The organism is Vibrio diabolicus (assembly GCF_011801455.1).
Classification (GTDB): domain Bacteria; phylum Pseudomonadota; class Gammaproteobacteria; order Enterobacterales; family Vibrionaceae; genus Vibrio; species Vibrio diabolicus.
Genome location: NZ_CP042451.1, coordinates 413,971 through 434,842, shown reverse-complemented (window position 1 = coordinate 434,842; position 20,872 = coordinate 413,971). Strand labels below are relative to the sequence as shown.

The following is a 20,872-nucleotide window of genomic DNA, read 5'->3' as shown; positions in this document are numbered from 1 at the left end:
ATTATTATCTTTATTTTTTACGCCAGCGATTTCGTCTTCCCAATTTCACTTGGGATTCTGATTGAGAACTTGGTAATGCTTGTGGACGAGGAAGAAACTGCTGCTCTGCAGAAAAGTAGCGCCCTTGCCCACCATAAACCCCGAGCTCAATTAACGTGTTGAGCTCGTTTTGATTCTCAATTCCCACTGCTATGATTTTAGTTTTACTGTTTGCCGCGGCACCTAGCATGCTGCGGACAAATAGCTGGTTCTCATGTCGCTGGTCGATTTTTGCTACTAAACTGCGATGAAGTTTAAGGTAACGAATATCCACTTCTTTTAAATAGTGAGTGCTGACGATAGTTCGTCCAGCCTGCCCAACCATTAAGTGGCACCCTAAACCGGCCAGCATTTTAGCGACTGGTCGCATAAAGTCTAAGTGTCTTACAAATTGTGCTTCAACAAACTCAAAACTGAGACACTTTCTCTGTTCACGTGACAACTGTAAGAGTTCATCACGAAACCATTTAAAGTACTCTCGGTTAGAAAAAGGCGTTACATTCAAATTGAGCGCATACTCCCTCGAGTTATCAAAATTATCCTTAAAGTCTCTTAAGAACTTATTAATAACTGACTTATCCATTTGCGCTTCATAACCAACCTGTCTGATCGCAGAAATAAACCGAGACGCTTTAACAATGCCATTCTCAGGATCGCGAATCCGACATGTTAACTCTTCATATAATGATTTTTTATGCGTCGCGTCACTTATTGGGTGCACAGATTGTGCGTAGAGTATCACACTTTCTGGTGTAAGTGCTGTGTCAAATAACGTTCTCCACCTCACACTTCCGCGAGCTTCTTCATCGTGGTTCCATTTTTTGAAGCGACTCCAATTATTGTTATTTTGTAGTTGCGCACTACGCAAAGCTGTCTCTGCCTCATCGATGATTTGGCTGTGTCGCTCACCCTCTTTATAAGTAGTGATGCCTATATGGCACCAGTTGTCTGGGTCGAGTGGCTCTGGCGGAATTAATTTTTCTAACTGGCGAATGCATTGTGATGCCAAATTAGCCACATCTTTGGCACTTTGATGTGGCAGAAATAACGCAAAATCAGCATCGTAATAACGAGAAAATACAACATCAGGGTATCGCTGAACTAAGTTGGATAATAAACTACCAACTTCAACAATAAACTCATCCGTAATTTGCTTATCTTGCTCTTCTTCAACCAGTTTCCAGTCTTGAATGCGTACTAGCAATACTGCGCCGCGAGCCCCACTTTCTAGTAACGCCGATTCCAGTTTGCTATCAAACAGCACTCGATTGGCGGTACCTGTTAACTTATCAAGGAAGGTTTGAGTTCGAATAAAGGTATCAAATCGGCTTCGCTCTTGACGCGCATCTTGTAACTCTTCAATTAATACATCGAGCGCTTCACTGGCAGTATAAGGCCATTCTTTTTTGTCACCTTTTGCATACTGCTCTACCCGACCAGCAAGGATCATCCTGCCTCGCTCTTCGAGCATTTCAGAGCCTTCTAATTGCTCCTTAAGCCACGCAACACCGCGCATTAAACAGAAGATGATCAGGATAACGGCAAGCGTGATCGACCAAAGCGCCTGCATTGAGTAGCTGTAACCTAAGTAAGGCGGGATCGCTTTAAAATGAATCGTGTAATCTTGATTGTGAGTCAGTTGGTATTCTGTCTCAAACAAGACTGACGCTTCCATTTGATGAGAAGTATCTTTGAAACGATAAACAACCGCATTGTTGGTCGACAATGTCATTTCGACAATATTGGAAGCCTGCAGCATTTTCGGCATCCAGCGCTGCATAGAATAAGCAGCGTCAGGATCTTCCATCTCCTTGTCGACCACCTCTACGATCCCTTCTAAATAATGGGTGAGATATTCCTGCCCAAGACGTTTAAAAGAGAGGGTGCCACCGACAAACAAGATAAACATGGCGCAGATGACGATCATGGTGACAAAAGCCACCAGCCGTGTGCTTAACTTAAGAGTTGGGGTATACCTCATGAATACCAAATTCCTTTTTTATTCATCATATACCTTATTGAAATATTTATACTTGATAAGAGTTCATCAAACAATCGGATTCGTCTGATAGTGAGAGGCTGGAGCATAAAGAACATCACACTCATTGATAAGTTTTATTGTTACGCCTAACCTTGCTGAGATAAGCCTTTGAGATCATTAGATAGCGACAATAAAAAAGACCGCGATATTCGCGGCCTTTTCGATTCAAGCATAAGCAGAATTTAGAATGGAAGACTTACGACTTTAAAGACGTCAAGCTCGTTCGTTCGTCCAGAACCCCACGTAATTACTAGACTTTCTCTAACATAGATGCTGTATGAATCAATTACATCATCAACTTTCTTTATTTTATGTAAACTCCAGCACAGTATGAGAGGTTGTCTTTACACTTTTTAAAGCACATCTACAGAAAATAAGAGCTTGCTAAACACTAACTCTAAAAGATGTAGCTTAAATTAGTATGCTCATCAGATCCTAGCAAAACAAACCCATTCACTCAAAAAGTTATCATTAGAAATACACTTTAAAAGCAGAAGATTATAGTGCAGTAGATTTATACCTCAAACGATAGCATTACCAATCAAATTGATATGAAACATCACATTATTCAACGATCACCATACTGGCATGTTATATTTTTTGGTACTCTGCACAAAAAGGAAGTGGAGCTGATATGCATTTTCAGGAAGAAACCATCGATGATTTGATGATGTCTGTTTATAGTGCTCTGTTAGCGAGTGGGAAAGCCAACAAAGCCACCAAAGGTAAAACTATCGAACTGTTAGGATGCAATTTGGTACTTAGTAACCCTAGAGCTAGGATCAGTTCTTCAGAGTCGAGAGGCAAGATATTTAGCTGTTTAGGTGAACTCCTCTGGTACCTTTCAGGCACTGGAGATACAGAGTTTATTAAGCATTACATAAAAAAATATGATTGCTGTATAGAGGAAAATGGTGAAATCAATGGCGCATATGGCCCCAGAATATTCCATATGCATGATAAATATGACCAATTCTCAAATATCATAAAAATTCTAGAAGAAAAAAGTACAACCCGCAGGGCTGTAATTCAACTATTTGATGCAAGAGACATTCAAGAAAACTATAACGATGTTCCTTGTACATTATCTTTACAGTTTGTTGTTAGAAATAATAAGCTAGATCTATATACCATGATGCGCTCAAATGATGCATTTCTTGGACTACCCCATGATATTTTTTGTTTCACAATGCTACAAGAAATAATTTCTTCAAGTTTAGGGTATGAATTAGGTAAATATCATCATTTTGTTGTTAGCTTACATATTTACACTGAGCATAAATTAAAAATACAAGAAATGCAAAATGAAGGGTACATGTCTACTCATGACATTATGCCCGAAATGCCAAAAGAAAACTTTTTAAATTTTAGAGATATCATTTTAAACTCTGAGAAAAAAATAAGAGAAAACCAATCCATTGACATACAAGAATTAAATATTAATAGCTACTGGAAAGATATATTAAAATTATTAGAGATTTATTCATTGATATCTAATGACAAAAATATCGACATAGGGCATCTTGTAAATAAATTATCCAATAAGAAATATAAAATATTTATAGATTCAAAAATTAATGGAATTAACAATGAAAAAACTTGAAGTATTAAATAAGATAGAAAATAATTTATATGACTATAATAAAGAAAACAATCTAAAAGGATTACTTACCTCTAGTCATTATTCGACTTTATCAAAGCAGATACTAGATAGTATAAGACGAATAGAATATGTCAGAGTTGTAGGAAAAAACACCATATCAGTATTAAGAACAAATCCTCACAGTGATATCTTTGATCCTATTAGAGCAGCTTGGTGGCATAAGAATAATGGTAATTACGACGAAGCTTGTTGGCTAGTGTTTTTATCAACTCATTTTGGTAAAAACAAAAAGACTGGGTGGCGTCTATGCAAAGATATTTATGGTGGGTTAGGAGAAAAAAAATGGGACTGGGAATCTATTTCTGAAAACATTGTAGACTTCAAGAAATGGTATGAAAAAGCTTATATTGAAATTTGCAATGATAATATCCAAAGGAGCTTTGGTAACCATAGAAAATATGAGACGCTCAAGCCTTACGGTAAGAGAGCGCTCCCAAAAGTAATCGAAAGTTACGTAAAGTGGATTGGAGGCTCTAAAAGTCACCTTGCTAGATTTTCAGAAGCAGAGGCTATTACAGGTCAAACCATTTCCCCAGAAGGGTTGTTTGATATCTTATATAAAGACATGAAAAGTGTAGTTTCATTTGGTAGAACAGCTAAGTTTGACTACTTAACAATGCTTACTAAAATTGAACTAATTGAATTAGATCCCAAAGACTTGTACCTATCAGGAGCTACAGGTCCATTATCAGGTTCAAAGCTATTACTTTTTAATGATAAGAAACACCCTATATCAATAAAAAATCTAAATGATGAACTTTATAAACTTAGTCAAATTATTCCAGTAAAAAATTTAAAAATGCAAATAATGGAAGATGCATTATGTAATTGGCAAAAGTCACCTGATATATATAAATATTTTGGCGGGTAACTACCCGCCAAGATGTTCTCTATTATATTTAACTTTTAGGCGATTAAGATGTGAGAATGGTATTAGCTTCATATGTTGAAGCTGCCCAAGAACAATACCTTTAGAAATTCCAATTCTTTTTGAAAATCTAACGATTTCCCTCCAGTTTCTCAAACTAAAATACTTCATTTGAGATTGATATTCTTTAGGTATTAAGACATTACGAGCAAACTCATTAGCTTCATCTTCCTCTATTCTTGAGGAGTCATCTGATTCACTTCCTTCTAGTCTCACTATTTCTTTTTCATGTAATATAAGATGCCCAATTTCATGAAACAATGTAAACCAAAAGTGATCATCTTGTAAGTATCTAAAGCTCATAATTAAAGTTGCTTTATCTTTCTCAAAGAAACAAGTTGCCCCACTAGCTCTACAACCTTTAGGTGTTTGTAAAATAACCAAACTAACACCACAAGCTGCTAATATACTTCTTAACTTGGGGATAAATACACGAGGATCAGGTAAAACGGTTAAACATCTAATGTCATTTAGACTATCAATCAATAGATCTCGATCCCAATCATAACAGCGGTTCTTGCTAGATATTATTTCCGCACGTCTCAACCAAGCTAACTCTGCTAAAGGTGCTGTAGGAAAGGATGCAGTTTTTCTAAATGCTACTGGCAATGACCTATTTTCATAGACACTTAGCCACTCGGAGACAGAATCTACACCAAAAAAATTAAGGCATCCCATTAGCTTTTTCTTACCTGTAAGGCCTTTGGGTATCCAGCCATATTTACTCATGTCTCTGACAGGTAATGAATCAAGCCAAGTTCTATTGATTTCCTCTTGCTTAACTATATGTTTCCTGTAAGCATTCTCTCTTGATAACCAAAACTTTTTAGATACATCGAAAGTAGCCTCAAGTCGAGACGCAAGCTGATCTCCAATATCAAGCTCACCTTCGATCAAAGATTGTCCTTTAGACTTAGGCAAGCCAATTTGTTTACTAAGCTCTTCAATCGATAGTCCTACTTCATCCATGAGATCTATGATGGTGTCACCTGGTGGGGATACCCAATCTGGATTGAAATCATTACTGACTAACATTATATTCGCCTATAAACATTAACTTAACTCTAATTACTTTAGCCCAATCGATCATTCCATTGTTATGATATGGAGGTTTTGAGTGACCGCAAACAAACCCTATAGTAACATCTTTGTCTAAATTGATTATAAGATATTCTGTAGAACTTTTGCACTCTACTCTTGGATTTCCGAGAGGCAAATCTGTAAAATCTTCAGCAGCGACAACATCAGATAAACGAGATTGAAGCTTGTGGGCCAAACTAGTTCCTAAGATAGTTTGCGCAACTTTAGAGCATTCACATATCTCTCTGAGTTCTCTGGTTTGAAATGAAATATACAAGATTGACCATCAACGCCTTTACGAAAAATTACGAGAATAAATTACACCATATGCATTGCGTATTCTACTCTCCTTCCATTTTTTAGATTACAACACTTTATTTTATAACTTTAACTATGCGTTGCGTCATAAAATCATATTTCTAAGCTGGGAGGCTTTAGAATACTGAAAGTATCTTCACACTGTATTATTGCAACTTTAGCAAAAGTGGCACAAAACTATTTTGTCATCATAAGTGATTCATCTCAGTCGTAATTTTAGAGCCAATAGGTTAAACCTAAGGCTAAACCATCAAGGTAATAACTCCTTAGCATCACAGCCCAAAGTCTCCGCAATCTCATATAACTTCTCAACAGTGAGATTGACTTCACCGCGCTCAATGCGTCCAACATAACTTCTATCTATCTCTGCGAACAACGCGAGTTTATCTTGAGTTAACCCTTTAGATTTCCTCATTTTTGCAATGCGTTTGCCCACAAGTGCCGCAAGCTTTTTGTTCATGTTTTTATTTATGAAATTAATTTGCTGAACAATTGCACAGTTGCGGCGTACAACTCCACGGATTATAATCCTCAAAATTAACAATAAAGGCCAATTTTTGAACACATGAAGGTAAAAATCAGAAAAGAGTTATTTCTCGCCATTTATAACCACGAACACTTCACTGTTAACGACTTAAAGTCGGTTCCATTGAATGGTTCTGAAGACGAGTGTTTGTCAGACGAATACATTGAAAGAATCATGAAAACTATGACGTTTATTGGGGCTGTCATTTCATGCGGCTTCCATGAAAATGGCGATGAACAGTTTTTCAAAGGGTTTATGTTCAACCACACGGACTGGGAGGTCTTTGATTATGACAATTACAATGAAGACTCAAATAATTGTCATAATCATGAAGAAAACCTTTTGACAAGCTTGAGAGATAAACTCTCTGATTTATCAGAGTCTTATTCTCTTCACGAGAGAGCTTGGAAGCATTTTAATCGGTTGTGTGCGCAATACTCCGAGCTTAGGCCATGCATAGGACAATATATCTCAGAGCATGACAATCGTAGATTGGATCTCAAAGCCGAAATGCTGGCAGTAGAAAATGCAATCTCCTTCTACAAAAACACAACCCAACCATTGGAAAATGGGAGCTAATTTGTATAACCGTATACTTTACGCACATGCCACAAACAACATGCTCGTGGGGCAGTTTGTCCAACAGTCGAAGGTCAACTGGTCATTTTCTTATTCTGATGAGTGGTTAGCATATGATTCAGCTTTCCCGATCTCGTTAAGCCTTCCGCTCGTAAAGGGAAAATTCTCATCATTTAATGTTCTGAATTTTATGCACAACCTGCTTCCTGACTTGAAAGAAGAACGATTAAGTCTTGCTCACTCGGTGGGTGTGGAATCCAACGATGCGTTCACTTTACTCTCCAAGATTGGTCATGATTGCACGGGCAGCATTTCATTTACTGAGAGTAGGGAGCCGCCAAATATAGGATGGAAATATCAAGAGATCTCGGCAAGTGAATTAAATGAACTCGTTACTCAGCGTACGTCATTTCTTCCTTTTTTTGGGGATTATCGACCTTGTATTTCGGGGACACAGCGAAAAACAACCCTAACTAGGTTGAACGGTAAATGGTACGTACCTCAAGAGAAATCACTAAGTAGCCACATTATCAAGTATCCAATGGATGCGATTGCCCAAAATAGCTCGGTACTAGATATGAGCAGCAGCATAGAGAATGAATTCATCTGTACTCAAGTTGCTAAGGAACTTGGTTTTAAAGTACCCAATATCGAGATAATCACGACTGAATCAGGAGCTAAAGCACTTACTGTCGAGCGGTTCGACCGACGTTTTGTTTTTGGTGACGGAGTCGTGTCTCGTATACACCAAGAAGATTTCTGCCAAATATTCGGAGTGCCTGAGCATCAAAAGTATCAAGCGGAGAATAACCTAGGAGTCTCCAAAATTGTTGATGTTTTGAGCCTCTCTGTGAAAAGCGAGGCGAACAATCATGACTTTTTTAAGTTCATGGTTTTGCAGTGCCTTCTTGGTGCCACTGACGGTCATCTCAAGAACTTTTCCGTGCATATTGCTCCTAGCGGACGCTATCAGCTTACACCGTTCTACGATTTGCTATCAGCTTATCCCGCTGTCGGTGCTAATGGATTAAATAAGCGGAAGCTAAAGCTAGCAATGGGATTGAGAGCGTCACGAGGATACAAATATCATATCAACAAAATTTTCTTTCGGCACATAGAGCAGACAGCTAGTCAGTTTGGTATCAGCAAGGCGGGCTGCCATGAAATTGTCTCAGACTTTCTCTCTCAATTTAGCAACGCACTTAGCCGTATTGACAAACGATTTCCAGAGGAAGAGTTCACCTTAGTAAAGGATGCTATATTTCTACATGCAATTGAAACCGTCGATAAGCTTAACAGATCAATCAAATAAGCATTTTAGGTAACGATTGTTACCCTTGTTGTAAACATAACAGTTGGTAATGGGGAGAGGTATGTCTGTAACTACAACTAATGAAAGTAACACTACTCTTGATTTGAAGCAGTCTTTCGCTCTGTTAAGTGTCGATAAAGACGGTATCGTAACTATGAAATTCGGAGATGAAGTCACGGTCTTCATGAACGATAAGTGCCCAGCTATCACGACTGATTTATTGAAGGTAATTGCGTCAATAAAAAATGGGAGTAGCAATGAAACTGAAGGAAGAGAAGAGTAGTGAGTTGACAAAGCCATCTTGTGAGAGCCAAGATATTGATCGCTTTCTAGACTTACTCGAAAAAGACATAGAGCAGCATACAAATAAATTAGTCGTTCCTTCTCATGAAATGAAAGATGAATTGGACGAGGTCGTTGGAGACTATTCAGTCGATTTAGATGGCGACTATTAAGTGGGAGGATGGTATAAAGGCAAAAATCGGTATTCTATTAGAAGAGCTTGCCCATCAGCACAGGATTTGCATTGCAGCAGGAAAAGGGGCACATGAAAAGCCTTGCCCTCTTTTCGTTTGAGTCACTCGCTGCGCTTTCACAACTGTTGTATAACGAAAATGTTGAACCACTGAATGTGATGGCTTGCGAAAAGCTAAACAGTTTTGATGAACTTGCTGAAACGAGCGGGCGCAGTATCAAAGATGTTAGTCATGCTTTTTTGAAGCTTTTTCTCGTCGGCCATTTTGAGAGCCACAACATTATTTGTTTATTGCTCTACATGGACGCCTAAACCCTCGGCGATTCTTTCAACTATAGGTAGAAGATATTCTGAATCTAGCAATCCAACACTATCACCAAAGTCCTCTTCAATCTCATCATTTGTAAACAGAACATAACAGTCATATTCAAGGTTTCTACCTTTGTACTTAATGCCATCATATCCCATTAGACGGAAAAGGTGCGCCCATACAAAACAAGTGTCATAATCTGGAGTGCTAAAAATTTGAGTATCAATTCCTAATTGCGTCCTAGTTTTAGCAGAAGTAACATCGACAAGCTTTAGGCAGACACCATCAGGAATAAAGATTTCTGTCATACGACGGCTGCTCAATAAAGAGCGTTCAATAAACTTATCTTCGTTTTGATGAATATTGCGAAAGATTGATTCGCTAATCGCTCCTTCTGAGCTATTTGATACATAACATCCACCAAATGCTTTTAGGATATATCCACGTATTGCAGCAGGAACGTTGCCTGGAATGAAGCCGTTGAATCTCCCCCTATCTGAATCATCAAAAAATAACCATGGGTATTGGTAGTTATGACTCCGAAACAACGACTGCTGTGGGCCTAGTTCAACCACGTCTATTTTGTTATGCGGAAAATCTTCGAACAAAGTCACGGGCGGAAAGTCAATTTGAAAATTTTGCACTAATACCGCCTCAGCTACAGGTTTGCTCAAAGTACTGACGAGCTAATCTAGGCACTTCAACCTCATCATTAGGATTGAGATGAAGATACTTAATGGGGGTGACATTCCCCAATTGGTCGAAAACAGTATGGAAGAACTGTACAATAGTCCATTGATTATCGAAGCCTAATGCATCGATAACATGTGGGATACAAGGGTACAGAGAGTTTTCACTATCTAACTGCCATTTGGGGTAGTAATTTCCATTTTTACCGCTTACAGCCAACAACTTGTGTTCCCTTCTCAATCGATTAATATTTTGGCGAGTACAATTCAGTAGCGTTCCAAACTCTGAACTTTGAACCATCTCACTCAAATACTGCTCTTTTATCTCATTAATACTCTTAATAGACTCATTCTTTCTCTCGTATACAGAGAGCAGATCCTTTAGTTCCTCTACCTCTTGAGTAAGTTTTGCAATAATTTTCCTTTGCTCTTGATAACGAGATTTCCATTTAGCTACATCTCTCTCAGCAGAACTAGCCCTACGAGTAGTGAAACCCATCGGAACAAACTCTCCTTTAGGTTCATGAAGAACTACGTAGCCTTTGACATGCCCTTCACTAGTAGTTGAAGAAGCCGCAACCTGTGCACGAACGCCAATTCCACGGCGTTGTTTGGCTCGGGAAGCTTTTTTCATTAACTCAGACATATAGACATACCTATCTAGTCATCTAACACATGTTCACTTTACACCCTTTCCACCACAAAATCCAAATCTCGACCGATGTTATTCAATTATCCTAAATATAGGCTCTGACATACTAAGAGCAAACACCCACTGTATGAAATTGAATAACCACATATATTGGCAACTTGGGATGAAATTAAACTATCCAATAACTTCGTCCAAAAACTCTCCAAGCCCAACAAGCCTATGTGCCGCACTGGGTGGCCTCATAATAGCTTTTCTAACTGCGTCAATATCGCCCATAACTACAACGTGCTGACTCGCTCGGGTGATAGCGGTATACACCAGAGTTCGATCAAGGCTTCGACCATCAACAGCAGCAAAAATCACACGTTTGAACTGTGAACCCTGCGCTTTATGTACAGTAATGGCATGCGCGAGGCGGAGCTTCTCAATAACTTCCTGCGGCAATTCGGTCTCAAAACCAACATCTGAATCATTATCCCACCGAGCACGTCCATAAGATGTCATCAGTCTCGACTGTTTAGAACAATTTGAGAGTTTAACCTCAAAAGTTCTCGGCTCGTCGTACACCTCGACAATACGCCCCATAGAACCATTACGTAAGTCGTATTCCTGATGATAGAGATTAGCCATGCAAATTACAGGGTCATTAAGGCAAATTTCTGAGTCATATTTCTGACCTTCAACGATACAGGGCAAAACCACTCCATTGGGATTCAATTGCTTTTGCGCTCTGGTATTCACTCTACCAACCATTGTGTTGGTGGAGCAGAGGATTTGGGATGACTCGGTGTCTCTCATATACTCGTTAATAACCCTATCTAGAATCTGATCCGAGTCCACCTTGTGAAACTCAACATTGTTTCCCAGATAACTAGGCACCTGCCCCTTTCGCACGCCTCTTGCAACTAATGGAATTGAGCTATCAACTGCTGTTCGTTTTACCTCTGTCAAATGAGATACTGGCAAATAAGGACGATCAACCAGTTCGTGTAAAACCAACCCACCACCTATAGGTGGAAGTTGGTATGGATCACCAATCAATACTAGATGAACTTGCGATGGGAGTGTATCCACCAAGCGATACATAGTATGAATATCAATCATTGATGCCTCATCAACCACAACAACCATTTTTTGCAAAGCGTCTTTATCAACCGTCCCCCAGTTAAAATGATATAAGTGCCCTGCAATGGTCGTTGCATGCTCTCCTGTTGCTTCACTCATACGCTGTGCTGCACGTCCAGACAATGCTAGCTGTACACGCTTAAAGCCAGCAGCATCGTAAAGTGCATATAGAGCTTTTAACACGGTGGTTTTTCCGACGCCAGCGCCCCCAGTGATGATGGAAAAAGGAGTAGAAACTGTTCTCGAAACCGCTTCTTTTTGCTCTTTGGTAAGCTTGAAGCCTTGTTTGTGTTCGAAATCTCGAATCACTGATAAGATAGCTCCAATCGATAGTGGCGATTGATAGTCGATACATGCTAGGTCAGCGATTCGATTGGCGACCATCATCTCCATCACGGCAGGCTCAAAGGCATGGATATAATTACCGCGAACTATCCCCCTAGATTGCTCAGTCATTCCAATATATGCAGCCACCCACTTATCTAAGTCGTTGCCGATATAATGCTTCATATTGTGTAGAAAATAAGGGAATTCTACTTTTGTGTGTCCGTGATCGTTAAATGCCCCCCATAAGACCTCCGTAACAGCAGCCTGTAAGCGACGCTCGTCATCACGAGTAATCCCGAACTTTAACTGTGCTAGTTTGTCTACCTCGCGCCATGGCATATTGAACGATGTCAGACAATAAGGATCCGCTTCTATGGCATCAATTGTGTTTTTTCCATGGAAAGCAAAAATCTTACATGCCAGACTAGGCTCGATTTGTTTAGCTTCGAACCACTTTAAAACCTCCATACTACCTTGCCGTTCCCACCCCTTGATTAAGACCTCTGCATCCCATTGTGTAATCAACGGAGCACTTACTAATCTTTCGACCAAGCGATTATCCAACGCCTCATAGAGAGGTCTATGTCCTGAAGCGTCACTTAGAGTACTAATTAGTGATTCAGCCTTTTTCTCACCAATGCCTGGATACCATTGGCAGTTAGTAAAGTGCCACATCAAACTCTTGCCGCTGGGACGGCACATCCTCACAACTCTAGGTTCAATTGTATAGGAGGTTCTGGCATATCCACCCTGAGTTGTAAGGAGCCTCGACCACACAATTCCCTGCTCAATCATCCATATCTGCCCTACCTCCACGAAATGTTCCATCAGTTGGTGCGATGCATCAAGATAATAAAGCCCATCACGATCCAAGACTTCTCCTGTATCGTCAATCAGTGTACAAGTTGCCTGAAACCAGCCTGCGTCCTTGTTCTCGACTCGGACAATACGCAATAGTCCTTCAAATTCTTTCCACTCCTGATGATGCTTAGGTTCAGTGTTACTCATACGTTTCCTGTTAACGTCGTGGCCTGGTCAGTTGCTCAAGTGCTCGATTTAATTCAGATAACTCCGTGTACTTCTTCAACTCAGCTTCGAGTTTTCGGATACGCAGGTTAGCCTGTTGCAACTTACCCTCTGTTAGCAGTAGTTTCGCCTTGAGTTTGGCTTCCTCCAGTTGCTTCATCGGATTTTCTGTACTAGTAACAGCTTCTGGTTTTAGGGGAATCTCACTATCGCTACGAACGGAAGGATCTATCGTCTTATTGAGCAAACCTTTCTCGATGACATCATCGTTCATTTCATCAAGAAGAATACGAAACCGCTCCCTCTTCCAAATATTATCCGTAGCACAAAGTTCAGCCGCTATTTCCCGTTGATTGAGCTTTTTGCTCTTAACATTAATTAACCGTAACCAATCTTCATCCGTTTGCAATGGGATCCAGACTCGTAATGCTTCATACACCATATCCCCACGCTTTGGACTTGCAGGTAACTTCCGAATTTTTTCCTTTAGAACTTCCAGTTCGACACTTGTCGCCATATCTCAGCTTCACTCTTAAACTTCTTCGGAACGTCTACGATTCTCTTCCTTCATACTGGGATCAATGGGCTTATTCAGCATGGCAACACTAATTCCTCGTTGTTGAGCATTAATTTGCCATCTCAAGTATTTTTGCTGATACGCATAATTCTCTTTGTTTAATCTATCAAGTTCATTTTTAAGGCGCTGATTTTCCTTTTCTAACTCTTTAAAGTTATCTACTTGGGTGTTTGCTTCACGTAATGCTGTTTTAGCCTTGTCGAAAGCATCTTTAATGTTGGCGTTGCCACTCAACGCCTGGCGAGAATAACCAAAAGCCTTCGCAACTATTGCCCAACTTAGTTTCTTTCCGAATTTACCTGTTTCCCATGTCGCCAGATAAGCTTTAATGTCTTCCTCTGCTTCAGCCGTAATATATCTATTCATCTTCAACCTCTTCGCAGTTATCTACACCGAATGGAAAAACCTGAACAATCTCACCAACCACAAATCTTGGATCTTTCTCAATTGCAAGAGCAGCTTTGCACCCCTCAACCAACTCTTTGTGGTTCAAATACCAGTTATTGGCACCAGTAAATTCATCATCCGCATCTTCTTTGGCTAATGTCATTTGATGTTCTGCTCGCTCAAGTCGTGCGGTGATTTTTTCAACTTCAATCGCGTTACCCTTTTCACGCTTATAGTTGATACAGTTCCGCAAACATGAGTAGTGCATACCACAAGGCCATTGTGTGTAGTCGTGCCGACAACGACCAATGTCCGTAAAGTGGTATGAACCAGATTCGTCTAAATCTTGCTGCACTTCCTCATTGGACAATAATGGATAACGCTGAATTGCCATCTTCGCCTGATCAGCATCAATATTTAGTTTCTTTAGGACGTTTTCCTGGATATGCCGATTTCTCTCAGCGTATTTTTCTGGTTCAACCTGATGGTTGTAGGCGCTATTATCTTGGGAATTAGAACGCAAAAAGTTCTTAGCTATATCTTCTTGAGAAAACATATCTGATTCTTGCATCATCGTATTGAGTAAATGCCGAAACTGGTGTGTTCGTACGGTATCATTCATAGCCTCAATTTCAGGAAAGCTATAGCGTTCAAAAACACTTTGGATGCGCCTTTGCTCACCGCCTACTCCCGATTTCTGAGTTCGCGTTGTATAATCGCGCCCCCTAAAAAAGTCTTGTATATGAGTTCCACTGAGAGGTTCTGCAAATACATTCAGACGCTCTTTCGGGGTGTATTGGTTGTGATAACGTAGTGTCAAAATATCCCAAATAGGGACACTTAGCGTCTCATGCCCAAATCCATCTTTGACAACAGCGATCCGCTCTCGATATGCATCTGAAGCAGCCTCATGAATTTCACCAACTCGAAACAGAGTATTACGATTTGACGACTCAGGAGCTTTCTCAACACCCAAACGTGTAATCGCGGTTATTGTGTTTGACGTGGAACGACCTGATATTCCTAATAGAGTTTGTATTTGCTTGGCCGAGAGCAAATCATCATCATCGAACTCAATAAACTTGTCCCATTTGCCTTCTTCAAGCATCATCTTCGCGGTATATCGATGAGGAGCGCTCAAGGCTTTTAACCGTTCAACCGCTTCATATACTGTTTCGACCGCTGAAGGCGGCACAATTTTTTCGTCCCACTCCGCTTTTTTCTTTGCCCAAACACGTATTCGCAGTGGTCTAACATACACCCCTGTTTGAGGGTCGAGTTCAAACTCTGCCTGCTCATATTCTTCTCGTGTGGGAATGCAATTAATATCCAACCCCACAAACTCATCCATGCGAAAACCTACCAACAATAAGATAATCGCCATACACAGCAATGATTTATCTTTTTCTTCAATATGTTCGTAGTTAGCCCAGAGCGCAGCTAGATATATTAGCACCTCCGTTTTAGGTAGTTTTTTTGCACGTTCTTTCTCTGCTTTCTTACCACCACGGACAGATTGCTCAGCTCCACCTCGGGAGCTATGTCGCTCAATTGGATTTTGCCAATCGAGTAAAACAGGAGTTAAGCGATTCTTGTCCAATATGCCAGCAATCATAGCTAGCTTCTCACCCCAAACAGAAAGCGTTGTACGAGCAAGTTTCTTTACGGTCATTGCGTAGCGCATAGCTAAATCAAAATGCTCAGGGCGAAGCTGAGTCAGTGAGGGCGATACCTGATCTGCCAATCCAATGTACAGCAGCCTAAATACCCCGATAAGAACCATATGAGTCTCATGTTTAACTCTCTTTTGATGGTGCTTGTGGGTAATAAAGGCTTTAACCTCAGAAGCGAATGGCTCTTTAAAGGGGGTCTCATCCTCTTTGGATATTTTTACCTTTTTCGCTTTTCCACAGTCTTCTGTAAAGAGAATGTTCGCTGCATGTGTAACGGATCGCGTGGTCACAGTCGATTCGAAACCAGCGATATTCCATGTGTATGCATTCCAGTTAACAGTATGGTCGAACAATGGTGCGTGAATCTTTTTAGCACTTTCGATAAAGCCAGCCATATTTTCATGGCAATTATCGGCAGGGGTGAACAGCGAAATAGTATTCTGCTGTAGGCTTTTTTTCCGCGTAATTTGTTTTGAAGATAGAGAATGTTCCATTTCATTTATGGCTGGGGTTAACGCCTTTTTCTCATCCATAGTATTCACTAGCGATTCTCCGCCTCTAAGCGTTCAATTAATGAACGACAAGCATTAATATGCTCCATTTCATACTTGCCTGGCGCAACCTCATATTTAAATAGTTCTCCTACATCCTCAAGCATGCCTTCTAACACTTCGACATGAACTTGTTTGTTATTACATGCTTCAAATTTAAGGCACGTATAACAGGAGTAAGGGGGAATTTTTCGACAGCGTCCGCTTTTTCCACAGAAGCCAATACCTACCAAACGACGTAAATTATCAGGACCAAAAACTTGTTTATGTTTATTTGCAGCAGAGAACTCCTCCAAAGTAATCTCACCTCGGAAATAATCAAACATTGTACCAAACTGTTCTCGGTAGACTTTATCAATCTTAATTGCGAAGTTGGCTCCCAATTTGTAGTAAATCATTACATGCTGCAAATCATCATGATCAAGTAACTCCATCAGCATTATTGCAGGCGTACCACAAGCTGCTGCATGAGTAGCAAAAGTTTTACGCAAACGTCGTGGCGTAATCGGCTCATCAAATGTGGGAAGGTTTACAGCAGATTGATAAGAATTAAGTAGGTCGATTGTACTTTGAGTTGCTTTACAAAAAGTAACAGCAGAGAAAGTGAAACGAAATTGTTTACTTCTGGAACCAACCTTTCTCTTGATATGAGGGGCTAAAGTAGGCTCAGAATAAAACAGTGGTAGCTCTGTCACAGGGAGTTGAATATTTTTATCTGCTAACCATTGTTTATTGAAGCTTATCAAAGCTTCTAGCATTTCTCCGAGAAAGGTAGGGATAGGTCGAGATTTAAATCGACTGCGTGGCACCTCAAATCGCTTTTTGACAGAGGGTACATTCAACAAATAGGACTTACGCTGAGTGATACTGTCAATATTAACCGCTAAATCACAAACCATCAGCAAGCGAAGTTGTTTAGGACGAAGACCTAAAGTAATAAACAGCCAGGTAGCAATCAATCGCCAATAAGCCGCAGTTCCAACTTCAAAACGGTCAGCGTAACACTGCAACAATTTCCGTAAGTCTGCCAATTTATTAGAGGTTAAAGGACTTTTACCAGGAATATTAACTAAAATATCTAACCCTTTGGTACGCCCTTTCAGTTTTAATTGTTCTAAAGCATAACCTACATTTTTTTGAAACATAGGGAGTTTCAATGCGACACCACGTTGATACCATAGTCGAACTAAGGCCAGCCTATCCTCACTAGAAGACTTACGATTATTGGCAAAATAGTAACAAACCTCATCAGCCAATACCTCCGCAAGTTCCTCACCTGAATCATCTAAAAATTCGCAGCTATTTAAAAAGTTTTTTACTGCACTAAAAATAGCCTTGGCATGATTTGGACTTTTACTTTTGACAAACCACGCAATAGTGTATTTAAATTGATCGAGAAGCTCCACATTATGAACATTTAGAAGATTGAAGTTAATTAATATAGCTTCTGACTCACCTATATCCCATGTGTCTGTTGACGTATCGATAACTCGCAAGCGTCCTTTTATCTGAGAGTCGGTAAATAAAGGTGAGTACGGTTCCTGACTATCACTGTCGTAGAATGTTGGAATATTTTGATTATTCATCATCACCTCAGAGTGTTACATATCGAAATCTTCATCGTACTTCGGTTCAGGATATGAGCTATCCAACGCATGGTAATTTCCTTGCAAAATATTTTCTTGGAGCATTCTTAAACAACGCTGTCCACGTATTTCAGTCGAATTATAGGTATAATCTATACCTTGCTTGCTGTCATCCCCCCAGCCATTTGCCCAACGTTGTAATTTTAAAAACTCCTCACTCTCCAATGAATCACCAAACGCTATTGCCAAATTGTCGTTAAATGTGTGCCTTAAACGATGAGGATGAAGATTATTGAGCTGTTTCGGAAACTTCTCACATAGAAGCTTGCACATATGGTAGAAGGCTCCGTCTGTCATAGGGGTAGGAGCAGTGAGAGTATTAAGGAACACATAAGGAGGCGCTTTTCGGGCGATTTTTCCACGCGCCTTACGCTCATTCATTATGTAGCTGTCTAAATCAGCCGCTAGTTCCGTGGTCAAATAAATATTGCGAGGTAAGGTTTTTGCCTCTGGCGGTACAGAACGAGGATCTGACTCTTTTGTCAGGTTTTGACCAAAACGGATATACGGTGTGTCCCCCAACAGGTGGCAGTTATTGATCCTCAATGCCATTAACTCCCCTAACCTGACCCCACATAGTAGTAGCATTTTGAATATCAAATGATTACGAACTCTGGTACGATATTCAAATGGGTTTTCTGGATGTTCAGGATGGGTAATCGACAGCAAAAACTGCTGCTCTTTGTCTGTCAATCCGATACGTTTTTTCGTGATTCCCGATACTTTTCTGGCATCTAATGCATCGTTGAGATCTTTAATTGCTGGAGCAATAGCTGTGTAATAGGGATCAGTAATCAATCTCTTTTCAACCGCAAGTTGACCTAACCATGTGAAATACTCTCTTACTGCGTCAATTTTCTGCGTCAATACACCTGCGGAGACATAGCCTGCAAATGCTAAGACACTGTCATCACTTTCCTTATCCTCTTTTTGCTTCTTAAGCTGACGCTGGTTCTTGGACAAATAAGAGACTAAAGAGTCAATTTCAGTAATTCCAAAAATCAGACCCGTTTTAATACGCTCTTCAATATCTACGCCTATATAATCCGACCAGCGATAAAGCTGACAAATATTTTTACCGAGATTCAAAACTGTTTTGGTTGCACGGTCATTTCGTTTGCCAAGTAAATAGCGAGAGATTTGATCATGAGGTATTCCTTGCTCATCAACGACAACAACCGCCCGTTCCCCATTGTCCTCGATGCGCCAAACTTTAGCCTTGTAGCCCATAATCACTCCCCCGTCTTTACATTCCTAACCCACACAAAACTAAAGTAGTACGCTTATATACATATGACAACCTTAATTTTAGAAAAAACATAAAAAAAGCCCCGCATTGCGGGGCTTTCAGAGATTTAACTCGTAATCGTCTTGACAAAAATAAAAAATTCCAGCCTAGAACGGGATATCGTCGTCAAAATCCATTGGTGGCTCATTGTACTGCTGCTGTGGTTGCTGCGGAGCCTGCTGTTGTTGCTGTTGCTGAGGCGCATTGTACTGCTGCTGAGCTGGTTGTTGAGGCTGACCCCATCCACCTTGCTGCTGCTGTTGACCGCCCATTGGTGCGCCGCCACCTTGACCACGACCGCCAAGCATTTGCATCACGCCGTTGAAGCCTTGAACAACGACTTCAGTTGAGTAGCGATCTTGACCGCTTTGGTCTTGCCATTTACGAGTTTGCAGTTGGCCTTCAATGTATACTTGAGAACCTTTACGCAAGTACTCACCTGCTACTTCCGCAAGTTTGCCGAACAACACAACACGGTGCCATTCCGTTTTTTCGCGCTGTTCGCCAGTCGCTTTATCACGCCATGAATCAGAAGTCGCAATAGTAATGTTTGCTACTGCACCGCCGTTCGGCATGTAACGAATTTCAGGGTCGTTACCTAGATTCCCCACCAAAATAACTTTGTTAATTCCACGGCTGGCCATGATGTGCTCCGTTTCACTCTGGATATATAAAATTTTAGCGCATTAGAATAGCACGCTTTAATGTTTTGATTAAAGTCTAATACCATTGTGATCTAATGAGTCACCTACTAGAACCCAAATCGCATTTCAACTTACGCATGTAGCACTTTTGATTCGCGTTGCAGACATCGTTTCGTGAAGCTTTGAATTCGAACGCATTTATTCAGTAAAGCTATGGTTATAACCTCTCTTTAATGCCAACTTATGGCCTTTATTGAACACTGGGAGATTTGAACTCGTGAGAAAGTCGGCTTACGCAAGAAAGCTATTTCTGATCAGTATGGAAGATAATGCGCAAAAAAAGGTGGCAGCACTCGAAAAGTACATTGATATGAGCATCCCGGTGATTTCAACCGAAGCACTCATGGAAGCTAAGCCACAGCATCGTAATAAAATCCTACTGATCGACTTCAGTGAACATAAATCACTCGTTCAATCGATCAAAAACTTACCGCTGGTATGGAAGAACTTTGAAACCGTTGTGTTCAATGTCCCTAAAAGGCTGACCACGGATGAGCTTCTTTCATTTGGTCAATTAAAGGGGCTGTTCTATTCCGAAGATACGCTAGAGCAAATTGGAGAAGGATTAAAAGGCATTGTTAACGGTCAAAACTGGCTGCCGCGTAATGTAACCAGTCAACTTTTACACTATTACCGTAACGTCATTAATACTCATACTGCCCCAGCCACGGTAGACCTAACCATTCGCGAGCTGCAAGTACTGCGTTGCTTGCAAGCTGGCGCATCGAACAGCCAAATGGCCGAGGAATTATTTGTCAGTGAATTCACCATCAAATCGCACTTGTATCAGATATTCAAAAAGCTATCAGTGAAGAATCGCGTTCAGGCTATCGCGTGGGCAGATCAAAACTTAATGTCATGATGCGATGCCGCGACTCTAATGACTGAAATGACGAGTCGCTCATCTTTTTTCCGCACTGAGTCTCACACTTTTTCCTACTTTATTCATGATTCAT

21 protein-coding genes are annotated in these 20,872 nt (G+C 40.4%); 8 read left to right on the top strand and 13 right to left on the bottom strand.

Going from position 1 to position 20,872, the window contains the following annotated elements:
- Nucleotides 1-10: 10 nt before the first annotated feature.
- Nucleotides 11-2,020: an RNase E specificity factor CsrD gene (gene csrD, locus FR741_RS02075; RefSeq protein ID WP_005397415.1), complete on the bottom strand. Its 2,010-nt coding sequence runs from the start codon at nt 2,018-2,020 to the stop codon at nt 11-13.
- A 694-nt stretch (nt 2,021-2,714) separates the two neighbouring features.
- Here csrD and FR741_RS02070 point away from each other — a divergent pair.
- Both FR741_RS02070 and FR741_RS02065 read left to right on the top strand, forming a co-directional pair.
- Entirely contained in the window at nt 2,715-3,683 is a 969-nt protein-coding gene (locus tag FR741_RS02070) for a thymidylate synthase (RefSeq protein WP_167426211.1), read from the top strand.
- On the top strand, nt 3,670-4,614 hold the full coding sequence (locus FR741_RS02065) for an alpha-glutamyl/putrescinyl thymine pyrophosphorylase clade 3 protein (RefSeq protein WP_167426210.1): 945 nt from the start codon (nt 3,670-3,672) through the stop codon (nt 4,612-4,614). Before FR741_RS02070 ends, FR741_RS02065 begins: the two co-directional genes overlap by 14 nt.
- Here FR741_RS02065 and FR741_RS02060 read toward each other — a convergent pair whose 3' ends face one another.
- The 3 genes from FR741_RS02060 to FR741_RS02050 form a co-directional block, all read right to left on the bottom strand.
- Nucleotides 4,615-5,706, bottom strand: a complete 1,092-nt coding sequence (locus tag FR741_RS02060) for an ImmA/IrrE family metallo-endopeptidase (protein ID WP_167426209.1) — start codon at nt 5,704-5,706, stop codon at nt 4,615-4,617. It abuts the gene before it with no gap.
- Nucleotides 5,693-5,947, bottom strand: coding sequence for a killer suppression protein HigA (locus FR741_RS02055; protein ID WP_167426208.1), 255 nt, complete (start codon nt 5,945-5,947; stop codon nt 5,693-5,695). Before FR741_RS02055 ends, FR741_RS02060 begins: the two co-directional genes overlap by 14 nt.
- A gap of 372 nt (nt 5,948-6,319) precedes the next feature.
- Nucleotides 6,320-6,529: a helix-turn-helix domain-containing protein gene (locus FR741_RS02050; RefSeq protein WP_001898369.1), complete on the bottom strand. Its 210-nt coding sequence runs from the start codon at nt 6,527-6,529 to the stop codon at nt 6,320-6,322.
- Nucleotides 6,530-6,634: 105 nt separating this feature from the next.
- Here FR741_RS02050 and FR741_RS02045 point away from each other — a divergent pair, with 105 nt between their 5' ends.
- From FR741_RS02045 to FR741_RS02025, 5 genes are all read left to right on the top strand, one after another.
- A complete protein-coding gene (locus FR741_RS02045) occupies nt 6,635-7,174 on the top strand; it encodes a hypothetical protein (RefSeq protein WP_167426207.1) in 540 nt (179 codons plus the stop codon).
- Nucleotides 7,164-8,486 (top strand): HipA domain-containing protein, encoded by a 1,323-nt coding sequence (locus FR741_RS02040; protein WP_167427056.1) that lies wholly within the window; start codon nt 7,164-7,166, stop codon nt 8,484-8,486. Before FR741_RS02045 ends, FR741_RS02040 begins: the two co-directional genes overlap by 11 nt.
- A gap of 61 nt (nt 8,487-8,547) precedes the next feature.
- Nucleotides 8,548-8,769 carry a hypothetical protein gene (locus FR741_RS23555; RefSeq protein ID WP_167426206.1) on the top strand — a complete coding sequence of 74 codons (222 nt, stop codon included), beginning with the start codon at nt 8,548-8,550 and terminating at the stop codon, nt 8,767-8,769.
- A complete protein-coding gene (locus FR741_RS02030) occupies nt 8,744-8,941 on the top strand; it encodes an AbrB/MazE/SpoVT family DNA-binding domain-containing protein (protein ID WP_167426205.1) in 198 nt (65 codons plus the stop codon). The genes FR741_RS23555 and FR741_RS02030 overlap by 26 nt, the downstream gene beginning before the upstream one ends.
- Before the next feature lie 71 nt (nt 8,942-9,012).
- Nucleotides 9,013-9,273, top strand: a complete 261-nt coding sequence (locus FR741_RS02025; RefSeq protein ID WP_408646615.1) for an HVO_A0114 family putative DNA-binding protein — start codon at nt 9,013-9,015, stop codon at nt 9,271-9,273.
- Here the strand turns inward: FR741_RS02025 and FR741_RS02020 are convergent.
- From FR741_RS02020 to FR741_RS01980, 9 genes are all read right to left on the bottom strand, one after another.
- Nucleotides 9,250-9,915 (bottom strand): RES domain-containing protein, encoded by a 666-nt coding sequence (locus tag FR741_RS02020; protein WP_167426204.1) that lies wholly within the window; start codon nt 9,913-9,915, stop codon nt 9,250-9,252. The genes FR741_RS02025 and FR741_RS02020 overlap by 24 nt on opposite strands.
- Nucleotides 9,916-9,925: 10 nt before the next feature.
- A complete protein-coding gene (locus FR741_RS02015) occupies nt 9,926-10,606 on the bottom strand; it encodes a hypothetical protein (RefSeq protein ID WP_167426203.1) in 681 nt (226 codons plus the stop codon).
- A 180-nt stretch (nt 10,607-10,786) separates the two neighbouring features.
- Complete coding sequence (locus tag FR741_RS02010; protein ID WP_167426202.1) at nt 10,787-13,072, bottom strand: AAA family ATPase; 2,286 nt, start codon at nt 13,070-13,072, stop codon at nt 10,787-10,789.
- Nucleotides 13,073-13,082: 10 nt separating this feature from the next.
- On the bottom strand, nt 13,083-13,607 hold the full coding sequence (locus tag FR741_RS02005) for a hypothetical protein (RefSeq protein WP_167426201.1): 525 nt from the start codon (nt 13,605-13,607) through the stop codon (nt 13,083-13,085).
- Nucleotides 13,608-13,622: 15 nt separating this feature from the next.
- Nucleotides 13,623-14,033, bottom strand: coding sequence for a hypothetical protein (locus tag FR741_RS02000; RefSeq protein WP_167426200.1), 411 nt, complete (start codon nt 14,031-14,033; stop codon nt 13,623-13,625).
- A complete protein-coding gene (locus FR741_RS01995; RefSeq protein WP_233059803.1) occupies nt 14,026-16,260 on the bottom strand; it encodes a hypothetical protein in 2,235 nt (744 codons plus the stop codon). The genes FR741_RS02000 and FR741_RS01995 overlap by 8 nt, the downstream gene beginning before the upstream one ends.
- An 8-nt stretch (nt 16,261-16,268) precedes the next feature.
- Complete coding sequence (locus tag FR741_RS01990) at nt 16,269-17,867, bottom strand: tyrosine-type recombinase/integrase (RefSeq protein ID WP_233059793.1); 1,599 nt, start codon at nt 17,865-17,867, stop codon at nt 16,269-16,271.
- A gap of 12 nt (nt 17,868-17,879) precedes the next feature.
- Nucleotides 17,880-19,154 (bottom strand): tyrosine-type recombinase/integrase, encoded by a 1,275-nt coding sequence (locus tag FR741_RS01985; RefSeq protein ID WP_167426198.1) that lies wholly within the window; start codon nt 19,152-19,154, stop codon nt 17,880-17,882.
- A gap of 165 nt (nt 19,155-19,319) precedes the next feature.
- Nucleotides 19,320-19,856, bottom strand: coding sequence for a single-stranded DNA-binding protein (locus tag FR741_RS01980; protein WP_012841367.1), 537 nt, complete (start codon nt 19,854-19,856; stop codon nt 19,320-19,322).
- 277 nt (nt 19,857-20,133) lie between these two features.
- Between FR741_RS01980 and FR741_RS01975 the strand changes: the two genes are divergently transcribed.
- The gene (locus FR741_RS01975) at nt 20,134-20,778 is read left to right on the top strand and encodes a LuxR C-terminal-related transcriptional regulator (protein ID WP_005397417.1); all 645 of its coding nucleotides are present in this window, start codon (nt 20,134-20,136) and stop codon (nt 20,776-20,778) included.
- Nucleotides 20,779-20,872 lie beyond the last annotated feature (94 nt).